Genomic DNA, 22895 nt, shown 5'->3' with positions numbered 1-22895 from the left:
GCAGGCCGGCCTGCGGCGAAGGACGAAGGACGGGATGAAGGACAGATCGAGCAAGCGGCTCGGAACGCTGCGGCGACGGATCGCGTTGACCTCAGCCGCGGTCATGGTGGGTACCCTCCTGCAGGGGGTGACACTGCCTGCTGTCGCGGCGGACGGCGGGACGGGACTCCCCGGCCTTCCTCAGTCCGAGAAGCCCGTGCCCGTCTCGGCGGTCAAGACCAAGCCGCGCACCCTGATGAAGGGCCCGCGCACTCCGCAGACGCCCCCGGACGCGGCCTGGCCGAAGGCGGCCACGGGGGTCGTCGAGCTGTCGGGCTCCACCGCGAAAGGCGCCATACCGACCGGCGTACGGGTCAAGGGGCTGCCGCTGACGCTGGACACCGAGGGCATCACTGGCGCGAAGTCGGCGAGCGGCGCCGTCGAAGCACATGTCCTTGGTCGCGAGGCGGCGACGAAGGCGGACGTCGACGGTGTGCTGTTCACGCTGCGTTCGAAGGGCGAAGGCAAGGACGGTCTGACCGGCCGGGCCGGTCGCGTCCGCGCCAAGCTGGACTACTCGGGTTTTGCGGGGGCGTTCGGCGGTGGTTATGCCTCCCGGCTGACCCTGGTGGAGCTGCCCGCCTGCGCGCTGACCACCCCGGAGCAGGCCCCGTGCCGCACGAGCAAGCCGGTGGAGGCGGTCAACGACACAGGGAAGCAGGAGCTGATCGCCCAGGGCGTGACCCTGAGTGCAGGTGCTCCGACGGTGCTTGCCGCGGTGGCGGAGGCGCAGAGTGCGAGCGGCGACTACACCGCGACGCCGCTGTCGCCCTCGGCGACGTGGGACACGAACCTCAATACTGGTGACTTCTCCTGGTCGTACGACATTCCGGTACCGGACGTGCCGGGCGAACTGGCTCCGAGTGTCGGTCTGTCGTACTCCTCGGGCTCCGTCGACGGGCGTACCGGCGCCACGAACAACCAGGCGTCGTGGGTGGGCGACGGCTTCAGCCTGTGGCCCGGTTCCATCGAGCGGCGGTACAAGCCGTGTGCGGATGACGGGGTGAAGAACGCGGACGGCAGCAAGCCCGGTGACCTGTGCTGGGCGTACGACAACGCGTTCATCACGTTCAACGGCAAGGGCGGCGAGCTGGTCCCCACCGGCACCGACTCGTGGAAGCTGAAGGACGACGACGGCACCAGGATCGACCGGCTGACCTCCGGCGACCGTGGCAACGGGGACAACGACGGCGAGTACTGGCGGCTGACCGACCCGGACGGCACGCGCTACTACTTCGGCTACAACCGGCTGCCGGGCTGGTCGGACGGCAAGCCGGTCACCAACTCCGCCTGGAACGTCCCCGTCTTCGGCAACGACTCCGGTGAGCCCTGCCATGCCGCGGCGTTCGCCGACTCCTGGTGCCAGCAGGCCTGGCGGTGGAACCTGGACTACGCCGTCGACGTGCACGGCAACGCCATCGCCTACTACTACAACAAGGAGACCAACTCCTACGGCCGCAACCTGAAGGCCAAGGACAACACCCCCTATGTCCGCGGCGGCACGCTGGACCGGATCGAGTACGGTCTGAAGTCCTCCTCGATGTACGGCACGAAGGCGCTGGCCAAGGTCAGCTTCACCGACGCCGAGCGCTGCCTGCCCGATTCCTCCACCACCTGCACCGACATCGGCAAGGACGCCGCCTACTGGTACGACACGCCCTGGGACCTGAACTGCGACAGCGGCAAGGACTGCGACAAGGGCCGCCTCTCCCCGGTGTTCTTCACCCGCAAGCGGCTCAGCGAGGTGACCACCCAGGTCTTCGACGGCACTACCTACCAGCCCGTCGACTCCTGGAAGCTGACCCACCGCTGGGGCATGGCCGACACCGACTACCAGTTGCTGCTGGACTCCGTCCAGCGCACCGGCCACACCGAAACCCCTGCCGTCACGCTGCCGAAGTCGACGTTCGCCTACACTCAGTTGGCCAACCGGCTGGACAGGACCGGTGACGGCTACCCGCCGTTCATCAAGGCTCGCCTGTCCACGGTCGCCGACGAATCGGGCGGTCAGATCGACGTCAACTACTCCGCCACGGACTGTGACTTCGCCGCGCTGCCGACACCGCAGTCCAACACCACGCGCTGCTTCCCGCAGTACATCGGAGGCAGCACCTCGGCTGATTCCGAGCTTCAGTGGTTCAACAAGTACGTGGTCACGTCCGTGACCGCCACCGACCGGACCGGCGGGGCGCCGGATGAGGTCACCACCTACCAGTATCTGGGTGGGGCGGCCTGGCACTACGACGATGACGACGGTTTGACGAAGGAGAAGTTCAAGACCTGGTCGCAGTGGCGTGGTTACGGTCAGGTCCGGGTGCAGACCGGTGGCCAGGGCGGCGCGTCGGCGATGAGGTCGCAGGAGGACACGTACTTCCTGCGGGGCATGGACGGCGACCGCAAGGACACGAGCGGCGGCACAAAGGCGGTGACCGTCACCCTGGGCGCGGGTGAAGGTGATTCGATCACCGACCACGAGTCGGCGGCCGGTTTCGCCTACAAGTCCGTCAGCTACTCGGGCCCGGGCGGCAGGGTGCTGGCCAAGGAGGTCAGTCGGCCCTGGTTCCACCAGACGGCGAAGAAGACCCGCAGCTGGGGCACTGTCACCGCCAACTTCACCGGTACCAAGAGCAGCACGTCGTGGACGTCGCTGGACGACGGGGCGGGCACGAAGTGGCGCACCACCGAGGCCATCAACGAGTTCGACACGGTGGCCGGGCGCGTCACCCAGGTCGAGGACCGCGGTGACACGAGCATCGCGACCGACGACACCTGCACCCGCACCACCTACGCCACCAATACCACCGACAACATCCTCAACCTGCCCTCGCGGGTGGAGACGGTGGCGAAGGCCTGTGCCGCTAGTGTCAGCCGGCCCGCCGATGTGATCTCCGACGTCCGCACCGCCTACGACGGCGGCACGTACGGCGCCGCCCCCGCCAAGGGCGACGCGACGGCGAACGCGGTGCTGAAGGACTACAACGGCACCACCGCCCTCTACTTGGAGTCCGGTACCACCTACGACGCCTATGGCCGCCCCCTGACCAGCACGGACCTGACCGCCGACGTGGCCGTCACCGGTGCCGGCGTGCTCACGCGCACCCCGCGCGCGGACGGCCGCACGACCACGACCGAGCGCACTCCGTCCACCGGTTTCGCCACCACGGTGAAGGTGACCACGCCTCCGGCCAAGGCGGGCAGCGCGACCACTGCCCAGACTTCGACCAGCAGCCTCGACACCTTGCGGGGCCTGCCGATGAAGCAGACCGACACCAACAACAACGTCACCGACTTCGCCTACGACGCCCTGGGCCGGACGGCCAAGGTATGGCTGGCCGACCGCAACACCGGGCTGACCCCGTCTTACCAGTTCACCTACACATTCACCGATAACCATCCGGTCGCGGTTGGTACCAAGACCCTCAACAACACCGGAGGCCAGCGCACCTCCTACACCCTCTACGACGGCTTCCTGCGCACCCGTCAGACCCAGGAGCCCGGCCCGGACGGCGGCCGTCTGCTGGCCGACACCTTCTACGACGAACGCGGCCTGACCGCCAAGGAGTTCGCCACCTACTACAGCGCTGGCGCACCCTCCACCACGCTGGTCAAGCCGAAGGACGCTCTGGGTGTGGAGACCCAGAACTGGTACACCCACGACGGTCTGGGGCGACAGACCGAGGCCAAGCAGATCGCCGGGAACGGCGACGGCGGCCCCGTGCTGGGCACCACCAAGACAATTTACGGCGGCGACCGGACCACGGTGATCCCGCCGATCGGTGGCACCGCCACCACCACCCTCACCGACGCCCGCGGCCGGACCACTGAACTGCGCCAGCACCGCGCCCGCAGCGCGGAGGCGGCCTACGACACCACCAAGTACACCTACACCTCGCGCGGCGAACTGCTGAGGCTCACCGACCCGGTGGGCAACAACTGGTCGTACACCTACGACCCGATGGGCCGGCAGCTGACGGCGACGGACCCCGACAAGGGCACCACCACCAACAAGTACGACGACCGCGGCCAACTGGTCACCACCGAGGACGCCCGCCCGGGCACCCCGGCCCTGTGGCACGGCTACGACAACCTCGGCCGCAAGACCGAACTGCGTGAGGGCTCGGCCAGCGGCAAACTGCGCGCCGGCTGGAGCTACGACACCGCCCTCGGGGGCAAGGGCCAGCTCGCCGAGTCCACCCGCTACGTGGACGGCGCCGCATACACCACCAAGGTCACCCAGTACGACCGCCTCCTCCGGCCGATGAAGACCGCAGTGGTCATCCCCGGGAAGGAGGACGGTCTGCAGGGCACTTATCAGACCGGCACCTCCTACCTGTCCTCCGGGCTGGTCGGCGGCGTGAGCTACTCCGCGGCCGGCTCCCTTCCGGGCGGCAGCCAGTCGTTCACGTACGACCCGGAGACGCTGCGGCTTATTTCCCTGCTGGGCGACGGCTTCAAGGCGGAGACCAGCTACTTCAAGACCGGCAAGCCGAGCCAGTACAAGATGTACAGCACGGCCGTCGGCGCCAAGCCGGTCCAGGTCACCAACACCTACGAGTGGGGCACCCAGCGCCTGGCCAACACCCGGGTCGACCGCCAGGACATCGTCGGAGTCGACCAGAACAGCACTTTCCGCTACGACGACACGGGCAACGTCCTGTCCGTCTCCGACGTCTCCCGCTCCGGCACCGACAACCAGTGCTTCACCTACGACCACCTGCGCCGCCTGACCGAGGCCTGGACCCAGAACACCACCAGTTGCGCCACCGCACCCAGCGGCAGCGTGCTTGGCGGCCCGGCCCCGTACTGGCACTCCTACACCTACGACCTGGTCGGCAACCGCACCACGGAAACCCTCCACGACCCCACGGGGAACACGGCCAAGGACGTCAAGCGCGCCTACGCCTACCCCGAAGCGGGCAAGGACCAGCAGCCGCACACGCTGACCTCCGTGACCAGCACCGGTCCCACGGGGACGGCGAAGGACTCCTACGGCTATGACGAGACCGGCAACACCACCAGCCGCACCCTGAGCGGCACCACGCAGAGCCTCGAATGGGACGTCGAAGGCCACCTGGCGAAGGTGACCGAACCCGTCGCGGGCGGTGCCAGCAAGGTCACCGAGTATCTCTACGGCGCCGAGGGCAGCCGTCTCATCGGCCGTACCCCCACCGAGACCATCCTCTACCTCGGCACCACCGAGATCACCCTGACCAAGGGCGCCACCACGCCCAAGGCCACCCGCTACTACGACCTCGGCGGCGGCAACCAGGCCGTCAAGAGCGACGACGGCACCGTCTCCTTCACCCTCGCCGACCACCACGGCACCGCCCAGCTCGCCATCGAGGCCGGCACCCAGAAACTCACCCAGCGCCGCAGCCTCCCCTTCGGCGAAACCCGCGGTACCGAACCGGACTCCTGGCCCGGCACCAAGGGCTTCGTCGGCGGCACCAACGACACCAAATCCACCGGCCTGACCCACCTCGGCGCCCGCGAATACGACCCCGCCACCGGCCGGTTCCTCTCCGTCGACCCCCTTCTCGAGGCTGACAAGCCGCAGACGATGAACGGCTACAGCTATGCGGGCAACAATCCCGCGACATTCTCCGACCCGACGGGTGAGGCTTTCGAGGAGTGTGTGAACGGCATGTACCGCTGCAAGGGCGGTACCAAGCCGATCAGTAAAGGTAAGCGCTATGACGCGATCGTCGCGCAGAACAAGGAGACGGTGAAGTACCAGCATCAGGCCGTAGTGAAGGAGAAGCGACGCATGGAACTCGCCAACCGGGCTGCCGCGTCCTACCGATCCGGCGGGAACTTCAACGCGAACACCGTTCTCAATCCGGATGCCCCGCAGATTGTCGCGATGTGGTTCGCCGGGATCACTCCGGACTCCTATCACTTCAACGAGCAGGACAAGTTCACGGCCGGAGTCCGGCAGCACATGTGGATGGACGTGGTCCGCAAGTACCTGCAGATGCGCAAGGGCACCAAGGTCGGCGAGACGATCAAGGGTCTGGATTACAAGACCGCGTACGGCGCCAAGATGAATGGCCTCCCGCTGAAGATGATGATGTTCGCAGAGCTCGCTGATTTCGCGTCAAACCTCAACGGTGACAAGAAGTCGGCCGAAGGGGCAACGCGCGCCATTCTCGGATCCTTCAATCTGAAGGCGACCGTGAGTGATTATCGCGGTCTGAACAGGACTGCGAATGTCGATTTCGAGCTCACCCAGAAAATGACCGTTGAGTCGTTGACTCGAGGGGTTTCCCCAGAGGGTTACACGTCCGGGACCAAGGAGGGACCGGCAGTCGTGCTGTCCGACACGGCGCGCGCGGTGTTCCCCGCGGGTCAGCGTGAGTTGACGTTCACTGTCACCTGGAGCGAGTCGATCCGTATGTCGGTCGACCAGTAACATCGGGGAGTACGACGGGGCGGGCGGAAGGGGTCCTTCCGCCCGCCCCGTTCCTGCGGAGAGGTAGTAGTCGATGTCTGTCCCGATCCGGCGCGCACTTGCGGCCACCTTGGTGGCCGCAGGCTGCGTCATGGCAACGTCCTCATGCGTCGACAGCAGGGCTGCGCCGCCGCCGCCAACCGTTCAGGTGGGCGTCGCGGACCTCCAGGGCACGTGGAAAGGATGGGCCGGCAGTTCGCTCACCCTCGGTCCCCGCGGAGCAGCAGAAGCAACCAGACTTGATGGCCAGGAATTCAACTTTGACGACGAGTGGAGGATGACAGGGAAAGGGGTATGGGAGCTTTACAAGCCCGGTCACTACCAGGGCGGCAATACCGTGGGAAACGGATATGTCGTCCGTGTGAGAGTGAGATCCACGGGGCCCGTACCTTCCCCCTCCGTCACCCGGCCGGGCGTGCCGACGCCCTCACCCTCCACCTCGCAAGATGCGGAAGCGGCTGACCGGACCGAGCCACCTCCGCCCGAGGCCACCTGGTACATGGGCGTCACCAAGGACAAAGCGGACCGACCGGTGCTGTTCTTCCTGACATCCGATCCCGACGTGCGGGACACCTACACCCTGTCCAAGGACTGGTGACTGCGGGCTCGAAGCGGGTTCATAGTGCTCTTCACGTGCTCGCGCACTCGGCGCCGATGACCGCCGGAGTGGCAGCCATCATGGAGCCGTGACCGCTTGCGGGTGGCCGACCTATAGTGGGCCGCATGAGCCGTTGGAGGGAACTGACCGGGGAGACGTCCGGTGAGGACTACGCCGCGCGGTTCGCGGCGCTGGTCCGGAGCGGGAAGGACGTGCACGGTGAGGCGCGGTTCTGTGCCGCTCTCGTGCCCGCCGGGGCACGGGTGCTGGACGCCGGATGCGGTACCGGACGGGTCATGATCCGGCTCGCGGAGCTGGGGTACGACTGCGTCGGGGTGGATCTCGACGCGTCGATGCTGGCGATGGCGCGCAAGCAGGCGCCGGAGCTGCCCTGGTTCCAGGCCGATCTGGCCGCGTTCGAGCCCGACCCGCTCGGCATCGCGGCGGACTTCGATCTCGTGGTCGCCGCGGGCAACATCTTCCCGCTGCTCGCCGCCGGCACCGAGGCCGCCGTGATCGAGCACCTGACCGCCGCCCTGCGCCCAGGCGGACTGCTGGTCGCCGGCTTCGGCCTGGACGAAGCCCACCTGCCCGTGCCGCCCGGCATCACGCTGGCCGAGTACGACGACTGCTGCGCAGCGGCCGACCTCACCCTCGTCGACCGCTTCGCCACCTGGGACGCCGACCCGTACGACGGCGGCGGCTATGCCGTCAGCGTCCACCTCCGGTGACACTTCGGTGACGAGGGCTTCGTAGTCCGGCCCCCGCCGTCCCGACCCCGGCGGCGGGCGTGTTCCTCGGCCGTGTGCCGGGCCCTGCGGGGAAGGCTGCACAGATGCACGCCGTACTCCACGCACTGTCGATCACCGGATCCATGACCTGGGAGATCACCTGGGCGCTGATCCTGGGCTTCGCCCTGTCCGCGGTCGTCCAGGCCGTGGTCCGCAAGTCCACCGTCGTCGCACTGCTCGGCGACGACCGTCCCCGCACCCTCGCCGTCGCCGCCGGACTGGGCGTGGCGTCCTCGTCCTGCTCCTACGCCGCCGTGGCGCTGGCCCGCTCCCTGTTCCGCAAGGGCGCCGACTTCACCGCGGCGATGGCCTTCGAGATCGCCTCCACCAACCTCGTCGTCGAACTCGGCGTCATCCTCGCGCTGCTGATGGGCTGGCAGTTCACCGCCGCCGAGTTCACCGGCGGCCCGGTCATGATCGTCCTGCTGGCCGTCCTCTTCCGGCTGGTCCTGCGCGAGAGGCTGCTGCGCCAGGCCCGCGAACAGGCGGAACGGGGCCTGGCCGGGTCGATGGAGGGCCACGCGGCGATGGACATGTCCGTGCGGCGCGAAGGCTCCTTCACCCGGCGTCTGGTCTCCCGCGAGGGCTTCACCGCCGTCAGTCACGTCTTCGTCATGGAATGGGCGGCGATCCTGCGCGACCTGGTCGTCGGACTGCTGATCGCCGGTGCCGTCGCCGCCTGGGTCCCGGACTCGTTCTGGCGCACCTTCTTCTTCGACGGCCACCCGCTCGCCGCCAAGCTGTGGGGCCCCGTCATCGGCCCGCTGGTGGCGATCGCCTCGTTCGTGTGCTCGATCGGCAACGTGCCGCTGGCGGTGGTGCTGTGGAAGGGAGGCATCAGCTTCGGCGGCGTGGTGGCGTTCATCTTCGCCGACCTGCTGATCCTGCCGATCCTCAACATCTACCGGAAGTACTACGGCGCCCGGATGGCGGCCTTCCTGCTGGGAACCTTCTACCTCGCGATGGTCGTCGCCGGCTACGTCGTGGAATTCGTCTTCGGCGGCCTCGGTCTGATCCCCGACCAGGCCGACGCGAGGCTGCCCATGGAAGGCATCCGATGGAACTACACCACCTGGCTCAACATCGCCTTCCTCCTCCTCGCCGCGCTGCTTCTGGCGCGGTTCTGGCGGACCGGCGGGCCGTCCATGCTGCGCATGATGGGCGGCTCACCGCACACCGGTCACGACCGGACGGGCCCGTCCGTGCCATGACGGCGCGGACGGGCCGGTTGTGCCGCGGAGCGGGCGGGTCACGCCACGCCGCTCTCCCACCACCACGAGCCGGAGCCGTACGAGGGGTACTGGACGCGGCTGTCGCAGTGCTGCCACGAGTTCGTGTACGCCTCGAGGCCGGAGAAGCCGCAGGTCTCGGCGATCCGGTAGGTCTGCAGGGTGCTGTGGCCGGAGACGACGATGTCGCCGGCGACGCCGTAGAGGTGCATGCTGTTGGACGCGCCGCCCGAGGCGGCGTTGTGCGCGATGCTGCGGAAGCCGGAGTTGACCGTGATCGGGCTGTTGCCGGCCTTCTTGCGCACCGCTTCCAGCTTGTACATCAGCCGGCGGACGTTCTCCTTGACCGTCGCGGCGGCGACCTTGCCGTTGTTGAAGCCGGAGCCGTCCTTGGAGTAGAACTCGCTGAAATCGAAGTGGGCGGTCGATCCGTCGCTCGCCTCGAGGCTGTTGAGGACGCTCTGGGTCTGCGGGCCGGCGACGCCGTCCGCGCCCAGTCCGTAGGCGGACTGGAAGCGCTGGACGGCGGCGGCCGTGGCCGGGCCGAAGGAGCCGTCCCAGGCGACGTACGTCTGGGAGGCACTGCCGGCGGCCCAGCCGCCGACGCGGATCTGCAGCTCCACCACGTCGGAGCCGGAGGCGCCCTGCTGGAGGGTACGGCTCCAGCCGTAGGCCGAGGCCGTGCCGGCCGTGGCGACGCCGGTGACCGCCGCCACGCCGAGCGCGGCCGTCACGCCCGCCGCGCTCCGGAACAGGGTGCGGCGGTCGATGCTTCGGTGGGGGTGTCGTGCCGGGTTCATGGAAGTCTCCTCCTTTGGTGACTGCTGGTGACTACGCCTCGAAGGTCAGGCGACCAGGGCCTGCCAGGTGTTGGAACCGACGATGCCGTCCACGGCGAGGCCGTGCGAGGACTGGAAGGAACGCACCGCGGTGTCGGTCGCGGGCCCGAACGCGCCGTCGACCGTCAACGAAGCGCCGTGAGCCTTGAGCTGGCTCTGCACCGCCTGGACCGCGGCTCCCGACGAACCCTGCCGTACGGTGACGATGAGGGCCTGCCAGGTGGCGGGTCCGACGACCCCGTCCACGCCGAGGCCGTGCGCGGACTGGAACGAACGCACCGCCGAGTCGGTCCCCGGCCCGAACGCTCCGTCCACCGTCAACGCGGAACCCTGCGCGTTGAGCAGGTACTGGACGGTCTTGACCCGCTCACCGGAGGCCCCCTGCTTCACCGTGGGCCAACTGGCCGTCGGCGGAGGGTTGTAGCCGCCTCCCTTGGCGAAGGCCTGGAGGTCGGTGAGGGTGCCGTTGAAGGTGTCCTGGTCGCCGGGGAAGGTTCCGGAGTCGGCGTACTGCCAGATCGTCTGGGCCGACCAGCCGGCGGGCAGTGTGCCGGGGCTGCCGGCGTAACGGGCGATCCACAGCGGGTTGGTGGCCCCGAAGCTGCTGTTGTTGCCGGTGCAGGTGGTCCACCAGTCGGTGGTGGTGTAGATCGTCGGGTAGCGCCCGACCTTGGTGCGCACCTGGTTGCTGAAGTCCCGGATCCAGGAGACCATCGCGCTCTGGCTCAGCCCGTAGCAGGTGGCTCCGTAGGGGTTGTACTCGATGTCCAGCGCGGGCGGCAGCGTCTTGCCGTCGGCGGTCCAGCCGCCGCCGTGGCTGACGAACCAGTCAGCCTGCGCGGCACCGCTCGAATTGCCGGGCAGCGCGAAGTGGTAAGCACCGCGGATGAGTCCGGCGTTGAACGCGCCGTTGTACTGCTGGGAGTAGTAGGGGCTGGTGTAGGTGGTGCCTTCGGTGGCCTTGACGTAGGCGAAGGCGGCGCCCTTGTTCTTGACGGACGTCCAGTCGACGTTGCCCTGGTAGCCGCTGACGTCGAGGCCTGCCGGGCCCGTGCTGACGGCGAGCGGGGAGGCGGCCGACAGAGATCCCGTGCCCTGGCGCTGGAGTCCGGATCCGGCGTGGTCCTGGTCCGGGTGCGTCATGCGCACCGGGGTCCCGGTGGCGGTCCCGGGGTCGCCGGCGGCCGTCGCCGAGGCGGTGCCGGGCAGGACCAGCAGGGTCAGGGCGGCGGCCAGCAGCCCGGCCGCACGGGCGAACGTCCGGCGGGGGCCGGTACCGGTGTTGCCGGGTCTGAACCGCGAGGGGGTGGCTGAAGGCATGGTGCTCCCAGAGGTGTGGAGGGACACTGCGATGCGCTTGGGCCGGGGTGGCCGTGGTGACGGCCATCGACGGTCGGGAGTGGAGCGTCGGAGCGGTGAGCGGCGGGTGAGTGCCGGTCGCGGTGGGGGGTCAGCAGGTGCCGGGCACGCCGTCAACTCTGCGGCGCGCAGGTTGGGTTGACGCGCGTAAACGTAAGGGATGTATTGACATGCTCGCAACATCTTCGAGATGTGAAAAGTTGAATCGGGGGCGGCGGTCCGTGCCCGGCGCGCGCGGAGATCCGGCAGGAAGCGTCGTGCGGAAGCCGGTTGACGGTGAATTGTTCACCTGTGGCTCCACCGGATGTCACCGGGACGATCCAGTGCATTGGGCGATCGGCCACACGCTGACCGTCGGCATTCCCCCTATCGCAAGGAGCAGGTGTGATGCGCTTCGGATCTCCGTCCCGCCGGGCCTCGGCCCTCGGAGTGGCCCTCGCCGTGATCGGGGCCGGCGTCGCCGCACTGGCGCCCGTCGCCGCCGCCGCACCCGGTGCTCCGGGCACCCGGCCGTCGTTCTGCGGCCACGACAACCGCAGCACACCGTTCTCGCGGTATCTCTGCGCCCGGCCCGGCGACCTGCTCGACGTCCGCATCGGCGACGTGCACCCGACCCAGCCGTCGCTCGGCTACGACGAGGTGTACTACAAGCTCGGCCGCTACACCCTCGGCAAGGACGCGATCAACAAGAAGTTCGACGACTGGTGCGAGGCCGACGGCCGGTCCGCGGCGGCAACCGCGCCCGCTGGTGCGCGACTTGACGACCCGTCGTCATTCACGTGCGAACTCCCGGTCGGGGCGGAGACGGCGGACAGCGTCGCTCCCATGAAGACCGTCGTCATCGGCCCCGGCGGCGAACCGTTCCTCACCGACGGGCACCACACGCTCACTTCCTTCTACGAGACCCCCGACGGCGGGGCCGACCTGCACGTCCGACTGCGCGTGCAGGCCAACTTGAGCAACCTGCCCCGCCAGGCCTTCTGGGACGAGATGAAGGCGCACAAGTGGGTGTACCTGCGCGACCCCGAGGGCAGGCAGGTCACGGTGAACAAGCTGCCGACCGGTGTGGGTCTGGCCAACTTCACCGACGACAAGTACCGCAGCCTGCTCTACTTCGGCCGCGACATCGGCTACGCGCAGAACGGGCTGCCGTTCCAGGAGTTCTACTGGGGCAGCTGGGTCCGTGACGCCAAGCCGATCGACCTGGCCGACTGGAACCCGAACAACCTCGACAACTACCTGGCCACCGTCAAGTCCCTGACCGGGACGATGACGGCGCTGCCCAAGGGCGCCGTCGTCGACAGCGGCTTCACCGCGGCCGAACTCGGCGCGCTGGACCGGTGGAACGACGGCAGCGCGGTCAACAAGGGCGAGTTCAACAAGCTGAGCAAACCGTACTCCGACGCCAAGCCCGGGAAGCTCGCCTACACGCTGGAGTACAAGCGGGCGCACGGTCTGGGCTGAGGTGTCCCCGCTCGGCTCACCGGGAACCCGGGCCACCTGACACCGCCGGCCGGGGGCGGTCTCGCGAAGACCGCCCCCGGCCGCGTACGTCACCGGCCCTTCCGCTCCAGGAAGACCGGGTTGGTCATGGCGGCCATGGGCCCGAACAGCAGCGCGTCGCCCATGGTGTTGCCCTGGCCGGGGGAGCCGTCGGCCATCGGGTGGCGGACCTCGGCGCGCACATAGGCGGCGAGCGAGGCGGTGGTCCGCCAGACCACCGTGCCGGTGCCGGAGGCGCCGACGGACTCCTGGTGCATCTGTCCCTCGTCGGTGATGAACCGGACGGTGCCGTGGGGCACGCCCCGGACGTCGAGGCGGATGTCCACCGGGGCTTCGGCGGGGACGGTGAGCTTCTCGCCGATCCCGGCCTGCCTGCCGCCGCCGGTGGCGGTGAAGGCCAGCTCGACCGAGGCGGACTCGGCGATCCAGCTGCGGCCCTCGCGGATGCCCTTCATGAGCGAGTCGGTGGCGAGGTCGTCCGCGTGGACGACGTTGTGCGGCAGACCGATGACCTGCGGCTCGCTGTGCGCGTCGCTGTTGCCCATGGCCGGGAGCCAGCGCTTTCTGGTGTGGACCGCTTCGCCCAGCTTCTGGTCCCAGGTGCTGACCGCGTGCTCGTCGTCGTAGGTCCAGGGGCCGGTCCACACCTCCGTGGCGTCCGCGTTCTCGAAACCGAACTTCCACTGGCAGGCCACGTACGCGCAGTACATGTGCGCGGGCACCACGAGGCCGTCGTTGCGGTGGACCTGACGCGCGAACCGGTCGAACGCGTCGTCGCGCGAGCGGTAGCGCCAGTCGACCCACTCACCGGCCGGAAGGCCCAGGGCGAGCCAGTGCCCGTTGCGCGTGGTGACCTCCTCGCCCGGGATGATGAGCAGGTCCGGACCGGCGTGCTCGCCCCAGACCGCGTGCGAGGAGGACGTGTTGTGGTCGGTGGAGACCATGAAGTCCAGCCCCGCGGCGCGCGCGCCGGCCGCGACCTCCGCCGGCAGGCGCTTTCCGTCGGAGTGGACCGTGTGCAGGTGGCAGTCGCCGCGGTACCAGTCGCGGCCGCGGCCCTTCGCCCGCTGCGGGGGGTGGTGGGGTACGAAGGCCGGGCCGCGCTCGCCGTAGGTGAGCGTCACCTCCACCCGGTAGTTCATGCCCTGGGGCGCCACCTGGTAGGGGCCGAGGACGATGTTCCAGGTGCCCGGGTTGACCGGACCGGGCAGATAGCCCGGCGTGGCCTCGCCGGCGCCGATCTCGAACGAGGTCCGGAAGCCGCCGGACCAGCCGCGGAAGCCGCGGCCGCCGAGCGCGCTTCCGCGCTCGTCGAAGACACCGATGTCGCACGAGTTGCCCGGAACACCGGACGGTACGGACGGCTTGTCGTAGGAGTAGGAGACGGCGATCTTTCTTATGCCTCTGGGGACTTCCACGGGGAGGTGGACGAAGTCCGCGACGCCGGTCTCCAGGAAGCCGGTGATGGTGCGGGTCGCCTCGCTGCCGTTCGCCGGCGCGGCGCCGGCGGGACCGTCCGCCGCCCGCGCGAAGGAGACCGGGGCGAGGGTGAGGGCGGCCGCTCCGGCACCTCCCGCCAGCAGCAGTCGCCGGCGTCCGAGGCCGGCACCGGCATTGCGGACGTCCGCGGTGTCGGGCTCCAGGGGCTTCACGTTGTGCTCGCAGTGTCCGTCAAGGCACATGTTCCGTCCTCGGCAAGCTCGGTGATGGATGCGCGGAAAGCCTCTGGAGCCTCATGGGGTTCCGTGAACGCCGGATGAGCCGGGCATGGCCCGCCCGGCAAGAGCCTGTGGCTGGTGTGCGGTGGCGGCGAGTTGCCGCCCCCCTCGCACCCCCGCCTGCGTCGCGTGACACGCGGACCTGCCCCACCGATAGGCCAACGAGGGCCCCTACCTTGGCGGTTGGGGCCCTCGTCGTGTGTTGCGGCTCGGCTCAGAGGCGGCCGCCAGGGGTCACCGTGAACGAGGCGGGACCGGCGGACAGGTTCACCGTGTACTGGCGCAGGTAGGTGTCCAGGAACGGGGAACGGGCGCCGGCGGTGGCCGTGTCGCGGGCCGGGTCGTCCAGGGCCAGCCTGAGCTGAGCGCCCTTGACCGCGACCGTCTGGCCGGACGGCGTGGCACGCCAGGAGCCGGTCTGGATGGAGCCGATCTCCACGGCCAGGACGTGACCTGTGGCCAGGGTCCAGTCGGTGGCCTTCAGGTCGACGGTCATCCGGCCCGCACGCAGCAGGGAGACCTGCTCGTCGAACATGACGGCTTTGCCGTTCGGGGCGACGTCGTACAGCTTGAGCATGACGTTGCCCTCACCCTTGGCGGTCAGCGAGACCTGCGGGGTGCCGGTGAGGCGCACGGCCTGTCCGACCGGCTTCGACCACACGAAGAAGCTCGATGTGACCTTGCCGTCCTTCTGGAGCTTCGCCAGCCCCCTGGCCAGGCCCTTCGGGGCGGCCTGGTCGGTCGCGGGCGCGTTCTCCATGTCCCACTGGCCGGACGGCTTCCCGAGCGTCTGCGGCGTCGGCTCGCCGGCCGCGGCCAGGGCCGCGCGGCCCGAGGCGCCACCGTCGTCCAGGTACGAGCCGTTGCCGAGCGGGAGCGTGACGGACCGCTTCACGACCGGCCACGTGTTCTGGGCACGCCAGGCACCCGTGGAGTCCTCGACGACGTAGGCCGGGTACTTGACCTTCGGCTTGATGCCCTTGAGGTACTCGTCGTAGTAGGCGAGGGTCTCGTCGTACCAGCCCTCGCGGCCCATGGACAGGCGCCCGTCACTGGTGCGGTCGCCGCCGCGCACGTGCTCCCACTGGCCGACCCAACCGCGCTCCGGGCCCACGTGGTTGTCGAGGTACTCCTGCATCTCCTCGGGCTTGGTGTTGTTCTCGATGAAGCCCTGGGTGACGAACAGCGGGGTCTTGGTGCCCTTGGCCATCTTCGCCAGGTCACGGTCGGTCCAGTGCTTGTCCCACTGGTTCGCGATCTTGTACCCGGCCGAGTTCTGGGTGAGGCACTCCGGGTGGGTCTTCTCCCACTGGGCGTTGGCCAGGTAGTGCGGGTCGTCGTCCGCCATCTGGGAGAGCGTGGCGATGGAGTTGTAGGCGTTGGCGGTGCCGGTGACGTTCGGGCGGGGCACCCCGTTGGAGTAGATGTACTGGTACATGTCCCACACGGGCTCCTGGGCGACGACGGCCTTGAGGGCCTTCTGGCTCAGGTTGTTGCCGATCAGGCCCGTGACGGCGTCGTACGACTTGCCGTACATGCCGACCGCGCCCGTGCTCCACGGCTGCTTCGCCGCCCAGTCGATCGCCGCCTTGACGTCGGCCTGCTCGCCGGGACCCGCCCAGTCGAGGCAGCCGGTGGAGCCGCCGAAGCCGCGCAGGTCCACCATGACGAAGGCGTACCCCTGGGCGAACAGGTCGGTGCCCTCGATGAAGTCCTGGAAGCGGGACGAGGGACCGGTGTGCTTCCAGCCCTCGGGATCGGTCTGCCCGGAGTGCCCGAAGTAGGGGCCGACCGACAGGATGACGGGCACCTTCTTGCCCGGGGCCAGTCCCTCGGGCAGCAGGACGTCGGCGTGCAGCTCGGTGTCGGAGCCGTCCGAGGACGGGAAGTAGTGCTGCGTCCAGAGCGAGCCCTTCGGGACGCGGTCGTTCTCCTCATGGGTGACGGGGTCGGTCGCGGTGGCGACCGCCCCCGTCCGGGTCTGCTCCGCGGCGGGCTGGGCCGCGGCGCCGGGCACCGCGGTGGCGGGGCCGGCGAGCGCGGCGGTCAGCGCGAAGGTGGTGACGAGTGCCGAGGCGGTCGCGACGGCCGTACGACGTCTGTTCACTTGCTCCTCCCGGAGTGTCAGGTACGGGGCGGTGCAGGTGGTGCGGTCGAGCACGGCCCCTGACCCACCGTCAGAGCTGTGTGGGCGGTCGCACGCATGCCGAAGGCCGGATCGCGGGCGTGCACCGGAGCCGTCGGCGACGGAGCCTATGATCATCATTGAAACGAGTCAACGGGGCTGCGCGTCATGCGTGTTGCCGATGTGACCCCGACCGGTTCGGCGCCCCGTGGGCGCGCGGGGACATCGGCCGGCGGCGAATCGCCCTGCCGCCCACGTCAGGAGCAGCCGGAAGGGACCACACGGAGCCCTCTTCGCCGGCGGTCTGATCATCATCGGTACGTCGGCGGTTCGGCATCGGTTCGTCGTGGGTTCGTCGGTGTGATGTTGGTTCCATCGGCCCGGGCACGGCGCTCCGCCGTTCACCGGCCTTCGTGCCGTGGCGGACGCGGGCGTGATGTATCTAAGGTTGTATCTATCGCTGCTACAGTGGAGACATGGCCGCCAACATCACCTCCTCCACCGCCCGCGTGCCGGCCGCCGAGCGTGCGTACGACCTGACCAAAGAGCTCATCATCGATGGGCGGCTCCCCGGCGGGAGTCTCATCAGCGAGGGCGAGATCGCCGAGCGCACCTCGCTCAGCCGCACCCCGGTCCGCGAGGCCTTCCTCCGTCTCCAGGCCGAGGGGCTGCTGCAGCTCTTCCCCAAGCGCGGAGCCGTGGTGGTGCCGGTGGGGCCGGGCGAGGCCGAGGACGTCCTGGAGCTGCGCGAGGCACTGGAGAGCAGCGCGGTGCGACGCATCGCCCGTCGTGCCGAGCCGCTCGGCGGCCTGGTGAGCCGGCTGTCCGACCTGATCGACGTCCAGCGGGAGCACGCCCGCCGGGCCGACGTGACGGCCTTCGCGGAGGCGGACGAGGCCTTCCACCACGGCATCGTGGCGGCCTCCGGCAACGGCCTCGCCGAGCGCTTCTACGAGACGTTGCGCGACCGCCAGCGGCGCATGGCCCTGCAGCTCCTCCAGCCGCAGCCGGAGCGCCTGGCCTCGCTGATCCACGAGCACAGCCTGCTCGTGGAGCGGATCGCCGACCGCGACGACGAGGGGTTCGCCGGCGCCCTGCGGGCCCACCTGGACGCCCACCGCGGCGCGACGGGCCGTTGACCCCGTCACAGACACCCGCCGGCACCCCCACCGCAAGCCCCGGCGGGATCAGCACGTGAACAAGCAAGGAGCAGCACCGTCATGAGCACCACCCGGTGGCCGACCGGCCGTCCCGCCGTACCGTCCGGCAGGGGCAGGCCGTGGCTGCCGGCGGCGGCTGCCATGTTCTGCTCCGGGTGGGGCGGCAACCAGTTCACGCCGCTGCTGCTGATGTACCGCCGCCTCGGCGGCTACTCCGCGGTCACGGTCGACGCCTTCCTGGCCGCCTACGTCCTCGGACTCGTACCCGGGCTGCTGGTGGGCGGGGCCGCCTCGGACCGCTGTGGCCGCCGCCCGCTGATGACCGTCGCGACCGCGGCGTCGCTCGCGGCCAGCGCCGTCCTGTGCGGGGGAGTGACTGGACAGATCCCCGTCTACGCGGGCCGCTTCCTCAGCGGCCTGGCCGTCGGCATCGCGATGGCGGTCGGCACCAGCTGGGTCAAGGAGCTCTCCCAGGCACCGCACGACCCGGCGGCCGACGCCGGCGCGGGGGCGCGGCGCGCCTCCCTCTCGCTGACCCTCGGCTTCGGACTCGGCGCCGGGGTGGCCGGCGTGCTGGCCCAGTGGGGCCCCTGGCCGATGATCACCCCGTACCTGGTGCATGTCCTGGTCAGCCTGCCCGCCCTGTTCATGCTGGCACGCGCCGTGGAGACCCGGGCGCGGACCACCGACGTCCGCGGCCTGTGGGCCGACCTCAAGGTCCCCGCCGCCGGACACCGCCGCTTCCTGCGCGTGGTGCTTCCGATGGCCCCCTGGGTGTTCGGCGCGGCCGGCGTCGCCTACGCGGTCACCCCCCAGCTCGTCGGCGACCGGATCGGGAACTGGGCCCTGGCCTACGCCACCCTGCTGACCGTCTGCACCCTCGGCACCGGGGCGCTGGTCCAGCCCTTCGCCAAGCGCCTGGACTCGCTCGACTCGGCGCGGGGGATCATCGTCGCGATGATCCTCATGGCCTGCGGCATGGCCGTCTGCGCGGGCGACGCGGCCGTTCGCTCGCCCTGGCTCGGCCTCGGCGGAGCCGTCCTGCTGGGGGCCGCCTACGGCATCGGGGTCGTCTCCGGACTGCTGGAGATCCAGCGGATCGTCACCCCCGACGACATGGCCGGCATCACCGGCGTCTACTACGCCCTGTGCTATTCGGGATTCCTGCTGCCCGCGATCCTGGCGGCGCTGTCCGCGCTGGCGTCCTACACCGTGATGCTCGTCGTCCTGACCCTTCTCGCCCTGACCAGCCTCGCGGTGATCGCGACCTCGTCGGGGCGGACCGCCGGAACCCTCGCCGCGGCCGGGACCGGCACCGCCGAGACACGGCCCGCCGAGGCCCCGGCCCGCTGACACCCGCGCCCGTTCCCCACGGCGCGCCCTGCCCGCGCGGGCCGCACCGCGGGGCGCTGTCATTGCCCCGCCGCCGTCACGGTGATCCCGAAGCCGTCGGCGGTCCGGCCGCCGTCGCTCACCATGACCTGGCCGGTGATGTCGGCCCGGACGTCGGTGGGGAGGAACAGCGCGAGGTTGGCGATGTCGCCCGGACCGCCGAGCCGGGACGAAGGAGTACGGGACCGCGGCGCCGCCAGGCCGGGACGACCGGTCGCGGCGAGCGAGGCGGCCAGGTCGGCCTCCCCACATCCCGGCGTGAGCGCGTTCACCCGGACACCGGCGGACGCCCACTCGACCGCCAGGACCTTGGCCGGCGAGGCGACCTCGACTCGCGCCACTGCACGCCGGTCATCTCCGCGACCGGCTGCTCCGGGTGGATCCCGGCGGCCAGGACCGAGTACCGGCTGATCCCGGACACCGTCCGGCGTGCCGACCCCGCCGACGCCGAGCGCCTTCCCGCTGGTCACATCCGGCGCACCCGGCCGGCCCCGGCGCGGCGCCCCAGGCTGTTTCCAGCCGGTTCCCATCCCTGACGGCTCGTCAAGTCCGGGCGTGAGTACCCTCTCGCGGCCGTCCGCAACCAATTCGCACGCAACTGTGCAGTCCGCGTGAGCGGTTCGCTAGGCTTCCCGGCATACCGGCAGATCAGGGGTAACGGAGTGTCGGAACGGCAGCGCACCGAGAGGACCACCATCGTGGATGGACGCGATCGGCTGGGGAAGCCCCTGTACGAGCGCGAGAACGAGGTGACAGCCGCACAGAAAGCGGTGGAGGGGATCTGCGCGGGCGGGGGCAACGGCGAAGGCAGGCGGGGCGGGCTGCTGTTCTTCAGCGCCGCCGCCGGACTGGGCAAGACGACCGTGCTGACCGAGATCCGGCGCATGGCCGCCGCGCGCGGCTGCACCGTGCTGTCCGCCCGGGGCAGCGAGCAGGAGCACACCGTCCCCTTCCACGTCGTACGCCAGTTGCTCCAGCCCGTCCTCGCCTCCTGCACCGAGGCCGAGCGGCGCGAGATCTTCGGCGGGTGGTACGAGATCGCCGGACCGGCCGTCGGCCTGTTCGCTCAGCAGACCGGTACCGCCGGCCCCGACCCGCAGGGCGTCCGGGACGGTCTGGACTGGGTCGTCACCCAGGTGGCCGTGCGCCGGGCACCGGTCGTGATCGTCCTCGACGACGCCCACTGGGGCGATCTGGAGTCTCTCGCCTGGCTCTCCGCCTTCGCGGTGAGAGCGCGGGAACTCCCCGTGCTGGTGGTCATCGGCTACCGGCCGGACGAGGTGCCGGCCGAGGCGCAGGCGTTCCGCGAACTCATCGACGGCCGCAGCGCACGCCCGATCCCGCTCCACGCCCTCAGCCCGGAGGCGGTGGCCGAACTGGTGCGGGGCTCGCTCGGAGCGGAGGCCGACGACGTCTTCTGCCGCGAGTGCTGGGTGGTCACCGGGGGCAACCCCTACGAGGCCGTCGAGCTGATCGCCAAGGTCCAGGACCGGAACCTCGCCCCGGACGCGGAGTCGGCCTCCCTGCTGGGGGAACTCGCCGCGAGCGCGCGGGGCACCGGCCTGATCAAACGCTTGGAGAGGCTCGGCCACGCCGCCGTCCGGCTCGCCTGGGCCGCCGCGGTGCTCGGTACCGAGATCTCCGCGGAGCTGGCCGCCTCGGTGGCCGGACTGCCCCCGGCCGAGGCGCAGGCCGCCGCGGACCGGCTGCGTGTCGCCCGTATCCTCACCGGCACCCGCACCCTCGAATTCATCCACCCGCTCATCGCCACCGCCGTGTACCAGGCCATCCCGCCGACCACACGCACCGGACTGCACGGTCAGGCCGCCTGGGCGCTCGCCGACGCGGGCCTGGGCATCACCGCCGCCGCCCGGCACCTGCTCGAGACCCACCCCGAGGGTGACCCCAACACCGTTCGGCAACTGCGCGCCGCCGCCCGCGAGAACGCCCGCCTGGGCGCGCCCGACGCGGCCCGGCGCTGTCTGGAACGCGCGCTGCGCGAACCTCCCGCGCCCGAGGACCGTGCGGGCGTGCTCTACGAACTCGGCTGCTCCGCCCTGCTCACCGCTCCCGCGACCACGGTCAACCACCTCACCGCGGCTCTGGAACAGCCCTTCCTGGACCCCGAGCTGAGGGAGAACGCCACCTTCCGGCTGGCCCAGGTGTTCGCCCACAACGACGAACTCGCCAAGGCGGCCACCGTCGCGGGCGCCGAGGTGGCCCGGTCCCACTCCCCACGGGCACGGCTGCGCATGCAGGTCGCGCACTACCTGTGGCTGGTCTTCGACGCGCACGAGGAGCAGGCGTCCGACCGCTCCCTCCGGCTCGCACGACTCGTCGAGCACCTGCCCGGGGAGACCATCGAGGAGCGCGCCCTGCTGTGCATCCGCACCTGGGACGCGATGCTGCGCGGGGAGCCGGCCGCGGACACGCTGGACGTCGCCGCACGCGCCATGGGCCTGAGCTACACCGACCCGGACTGGGGCTTCGAACTGCCGAGCGTGGCCGCGCTCAGCTACATGTACGCCGACGAATGCGACCGAGCGGAGGAACTGTTCAGCTCGGCCATCGCCGAGTGCGAGCAGGTCGGCTGGAGCGGTGCCCACCTCTCCTTCGGCTTCACCCTCCTCGGCCTGGTCTGGTTCCGGCGCGGGATGCTCGTCAAGGCGGAGGAGTGCGCACGCGAGGGAGTGCGCCTGGCCGAGCGGGTGGGCGACCGGGTGCCCGCCCGGTGGTACGCCGTGGGGCTGCTGGTGGACGTCCTGCTGTCCCGGGGCCGTGTGGAGGAGGCGCTGCGGGTCGCCAGGACGTACGACTTCGCGCCCCCGTACCTGACCGCGGTGGTCTTCCCTGACTCCCAGACGGTCTACGGGCGGCTGCTTCTCGCCCGTGGCCTGCGCAAGGAGGCCGAGGCACAACTCACCGCCGCCGGAGCACGGTTGGAGGCCAAGGGCATCGTCAACCCGACCTGGTGCCCCTGGGCGGGACACCTCGCCCTCGCCGTCGCCGAGGAGGACCCCGCGCGTGCCCGCGCCCTCACGGCGAAGATGCTGCGGCGGGCCGAGCGCTACGGTACGCCCACCGCCATCGGTGAGGCGCTGAGCTTCAGCGCGACGGTGGCCGAGGACGGGCAGGCGCTGCCCCTGCGGGAGCGCGCGGTGGAGATACTGCGCCGATCCCCCAGCCGGCACGCGTACGCGGAGGCCCTGATCGACCTCGGCGCGGAACTCGGGCGCGGCGGCGGCACGGACCGGGCGACCGGGCTTCTGTCCGAGGGCGTCGAGCTGGCGGAGGAGTGCGGTGCCGACCGCCTCGCCGAGCGGGGCCACGCCGAGCTGGCCGCGGTGAGACTGCGGCTCAATGGGACACGCCCGTTGGCGCGACGCGGAGCGAGCCCCGCGGAGCACGGCTGAACCGGCTTGGAAAAGAGGGGAGTTCTCAGCGTGGGCGGCCCGGACCGGCGTCGCGTGCCTCGACGACGGCCTGGTCGCGCCGGGTGGGTGCGGCGTGGCCAGGATCGCCGGGAGGCGGGCAACGCCCTGGCGGTGGTCGGCTTCACTCACCCCTTCATGCCGGGGCACATCGCGTCCGGCGTCGGCCTGCTGGTCGCCGGGGCCGGCTGGGCGCTCCTGCGCATGAGCGACGACGACTTCGACCGGGCGCCCGGCCGTCCTGCCTGAGAAGGCCCGCG

13 protein-coding genes and 1 pseudogene are annotated in these 22895 nt (G+C 70.3%); 8 read left to right on the top strand and 6 right to left on the bottom strand.

All coding sequences use genetic code 11. The features are described from left to right. Positions 1–34: 34 nt before the first annotated feature. From TNCT6_RS03775 to TNCT6_RS03765, 3 genes are all read left to right on the top strand, one after another. Positions 35–6451: an RHS repeat domain-containing protein gene (locus tag TNCT6_RS03775; protein ID WP_373996232.1), complete on the top strand. Its 6417-nt coding sequence runs from the start codon at positions 35–37 to the stop codon at positions 6449–6451. 762 nt (positions 6452–7213) lie between these two features. After that, positions 7214–7819, top strand: a complete 606-nt coding sequence (locus tag TNCT6_RS03770) for a bifunctional 2-polyprenyl-6-hydroxyphenol methylase/3-demethylubiquinol 3-O-methyltransferase UbiG (protein WP_141356540.1) — start codon at positions 7214–7216, stop codon at positions 7817–7819. Positions 7820–7923: 104 nt separating this feature from the next. Further along, positions 7924–9090 carry a permease gene (locus tag TNCT6_RS03765; protein ID WP_141356538.1) on the top strand — a complete coding sequence of 389 codons (1167 nt, stop codon included), beginning with the start codon at positions 7924–7926 and terminating at the stop codon, positions 9088–9090. A gap of 38 nt (positions 9091–9128) precedes the next feature. Here TNCT6_RS03765 and TNCT6_RS03760 read toward each other — a convergent pair whose 3' ends face one another. The 3 genes and pseudogenes from TNCT6_RS03760 to TNCT6_RS03755 form a co-directional block, all read right to left on the bottom strand. After that, the gene (locus TNCT6_RS03760) at positions 9129–9908 is read right to left on the bottom strand and encodes a D-Ala-D-Ala carboxypeptidase family metallohydrolase (protein ID WP_141356536.1); all 780 of its coding nucleotides are present in this window, start codon (positions 9906–9908) and stop codon (positions 9129–9131) included. Positions 9909–9953: 45 nt separating this feature from the next. Further along, on the bottom strand, positions 9954–10337 hold the full coding sequence (locus tag TNCT6_RS40715) for a peptidoglycan-binding protein (RefSeq protein ID WP_301184421.1): 384 nt from the start codon (positions 10335–10337) through the stop codon (positions 9954–9956). A 39-nt stretch (positions 10338–10376) separates the two neighbouring features. Continuing rightward, positions 10377–11267: pseudogene (locus TNCT6_RS03755) on the bottom strand (lysozyme); the annotation flags it as partial. 426 nt (positions 11268–11693) lie between these two features. Between TNCT6_RS03755 and TNCT6_RS03750 the strand changes: the two are divergent. Beyond that, complete coding sequence (locus TNCT6_RS03750) at positions 11694–12770, top strand: ParB/Srx family N-terminal domain-containing protein (protein ID WP_141356532.1); 1077 nt, start codon at positions 11694–11696, stop codon at positions 12768–12770. Positions 12771–12859: 89 nt separating this feature from the next. Here the strand turns inward: TNCT6_RS03750 and TNCT6_RS03745 are convergent, their stop codons facing one another. Together TNCT6_RS03745 and TNCT6_RS03740 are read right to left on the bottom strand one after the other, a co-directional pair. Continuing rightward, a complete protein-coding gene (locus tag TNCT6_RS03745; RefSeq protein WP_172632797.1) occupies positions 12860–14491 on the bottom strand; it encodes a CehA/McbA family metallohydrolase in 1632 nt (543 codons plus the stop codon). A gap of 250 nt (positions 14492–14741) precedes the next feature. After that, positions 14742–16634, bottom strand: coding sequence for a CocE/NonD family hydrolase (locus tag TNCT6_RS03740; RefSeq protein ID WP_253266016.1), 1893 nt, complete (start codon positions 16632–16634; stop codon positions 14742–14744). A gap of 494 nt (positions 16635–17128) precedes the next feature. Between TNCT6_RS03740 and TNCT6_RS03735 the strand changes: the two genes are divergently transcribed. Together TNCT6_RS03735 and TNCT6_RS03730 are read left to right on the top strand one after the other, a co-directional pair. Then, positions 17129–17791, top strand: coding sequence for a GntR family transcriptional regulator (locus tag TNCT6_RS03735; protein WP_141356530.1), 663 nt, complete (start codon positions 17129–17131; stop codon positions 17789–17791). 81 nt (positions 17792–17872) lie between these two features. After that, on the top strand, positions 17873–19165 hold the full coding sequence (locus TNCT6_RS03730; protein WP_141356528.1) for an MFS transporter: 1293 nt from the start codon (positions 17873–17875) through the stop codon (positions 19163–19165). Between the two features lie 59 nt (positions 19166–19224). Here the strand turns inward: TNCT6_RS03730 and TNCT6_RS39725 are convergent, their stop codons facing one another. After that, the gene (locus tag TNCT6_RS39725) at positions 19225–19545 is read right to left on the bottom strand and encodes an SDR family oxidoreductase (protein WP_172632796.1); all 321 of its coding nucleotides are present in this window, start codon (positions 19543–19545) and stop codon (positions 19225–19227) included. 357 nt (positions 19546–19902) lie between these two features. Here TNCT6_RS39725 and TNCT6_RS03720 point away from each other — a divergent pair, with 357 nt between their 5' ends. After that, positions 19903–22617: an AAA family ATPase gene (locus tag TNCT6_RS03720; protein WP_253266015.1), complete on the top strand. Its 2715-nt coding sequence runs from the start codon at positions 19903–19905 to the stop codon at positions 22615–22617. A gap of 87 nt (positions 22618–22704) precedes the next feature. Continuing rightward, entirely contained in the window at positions 22705–22884 is a 180-nt protein-coding gene (locus TNCT6_RS03715; RefSeq protein ID WP_141356524.1) for a hypothetical protein, read from the top strand. Positions 22885–22895: the final 11 nt, after the last annotated feature.

The organism is Streptomyces sp. 6-11-2 (assembly GCF_006540305.1).
In the GTDB taxonomy this organism is placed as follows: domain Bacteria; phylum Actinomycetota; class Actinomycetes; order Streptomycetales; family Streptomycetaceae; genus Streptomyces.
This window is presented reverse-complemented; position numbering and strand designations above follow the sequence as displayed.

Bases quoted from the DNA above. Each gene is read 5' to 3' on its own strand.
- TNCT6_RS03775 (WP_373996232.1), top strand. From the start codon at position 35: ATGAAGGACAGATCGAGCAAGCGGCTCGGAACGCTGCGGCGACGGATC.
- TNCT6_RS03750 (WP_141356532.1), top strand. From the start codon at position 11,694: ATGCGCTTCGGATCTCCGTCCCGCCGGGCCTCGGCCCTCGGAGTGGCC.
- TNCT6_RS03745 (WP_172632797.1), bottom strand. From the start codon at position 14,491: ATGTGCCTTGACGGACACTGCGAGCACAACGTGAAGCCCCTGGAGCCC.
- TNCT6_RS03770 (WP_141356540.1), top strand. From the start codon at position 7,214: ATGAGCCGTTGGAGGGAACTGACCGGGGAGACGTCCGGTGAGGACTAC.
- TNCT6_RS03760 (WP_141356536.1), bottom strand. From the start codon at position 9,908: ATGAACCCGGCACGACACCCCCACCGAAGCATCGACCGCCGCACCCTG.
- TNCT6_RS03765 (WP_141356538.1), top strand. From the start codon at position 7,924: ATGCACGCCGTACTCCACGCACTGTCGATCACCGGATCCATGACCTGG.
- TNCT6_RS03735 (WP_141356530.1), top strand. From the start codon at position 17,129: ATGGCCGCCAACATCACCTCCTCCACCGCCCGCGTGCCGGCCGCCGAG.
- TNCT6_RS03730 (WP_141356528.1), top strand. From the start codon at position 17,873: ATGAGCACCACCCGGTGGCCGACCGGCCGTCCCGCCGTACCGTCCGGC.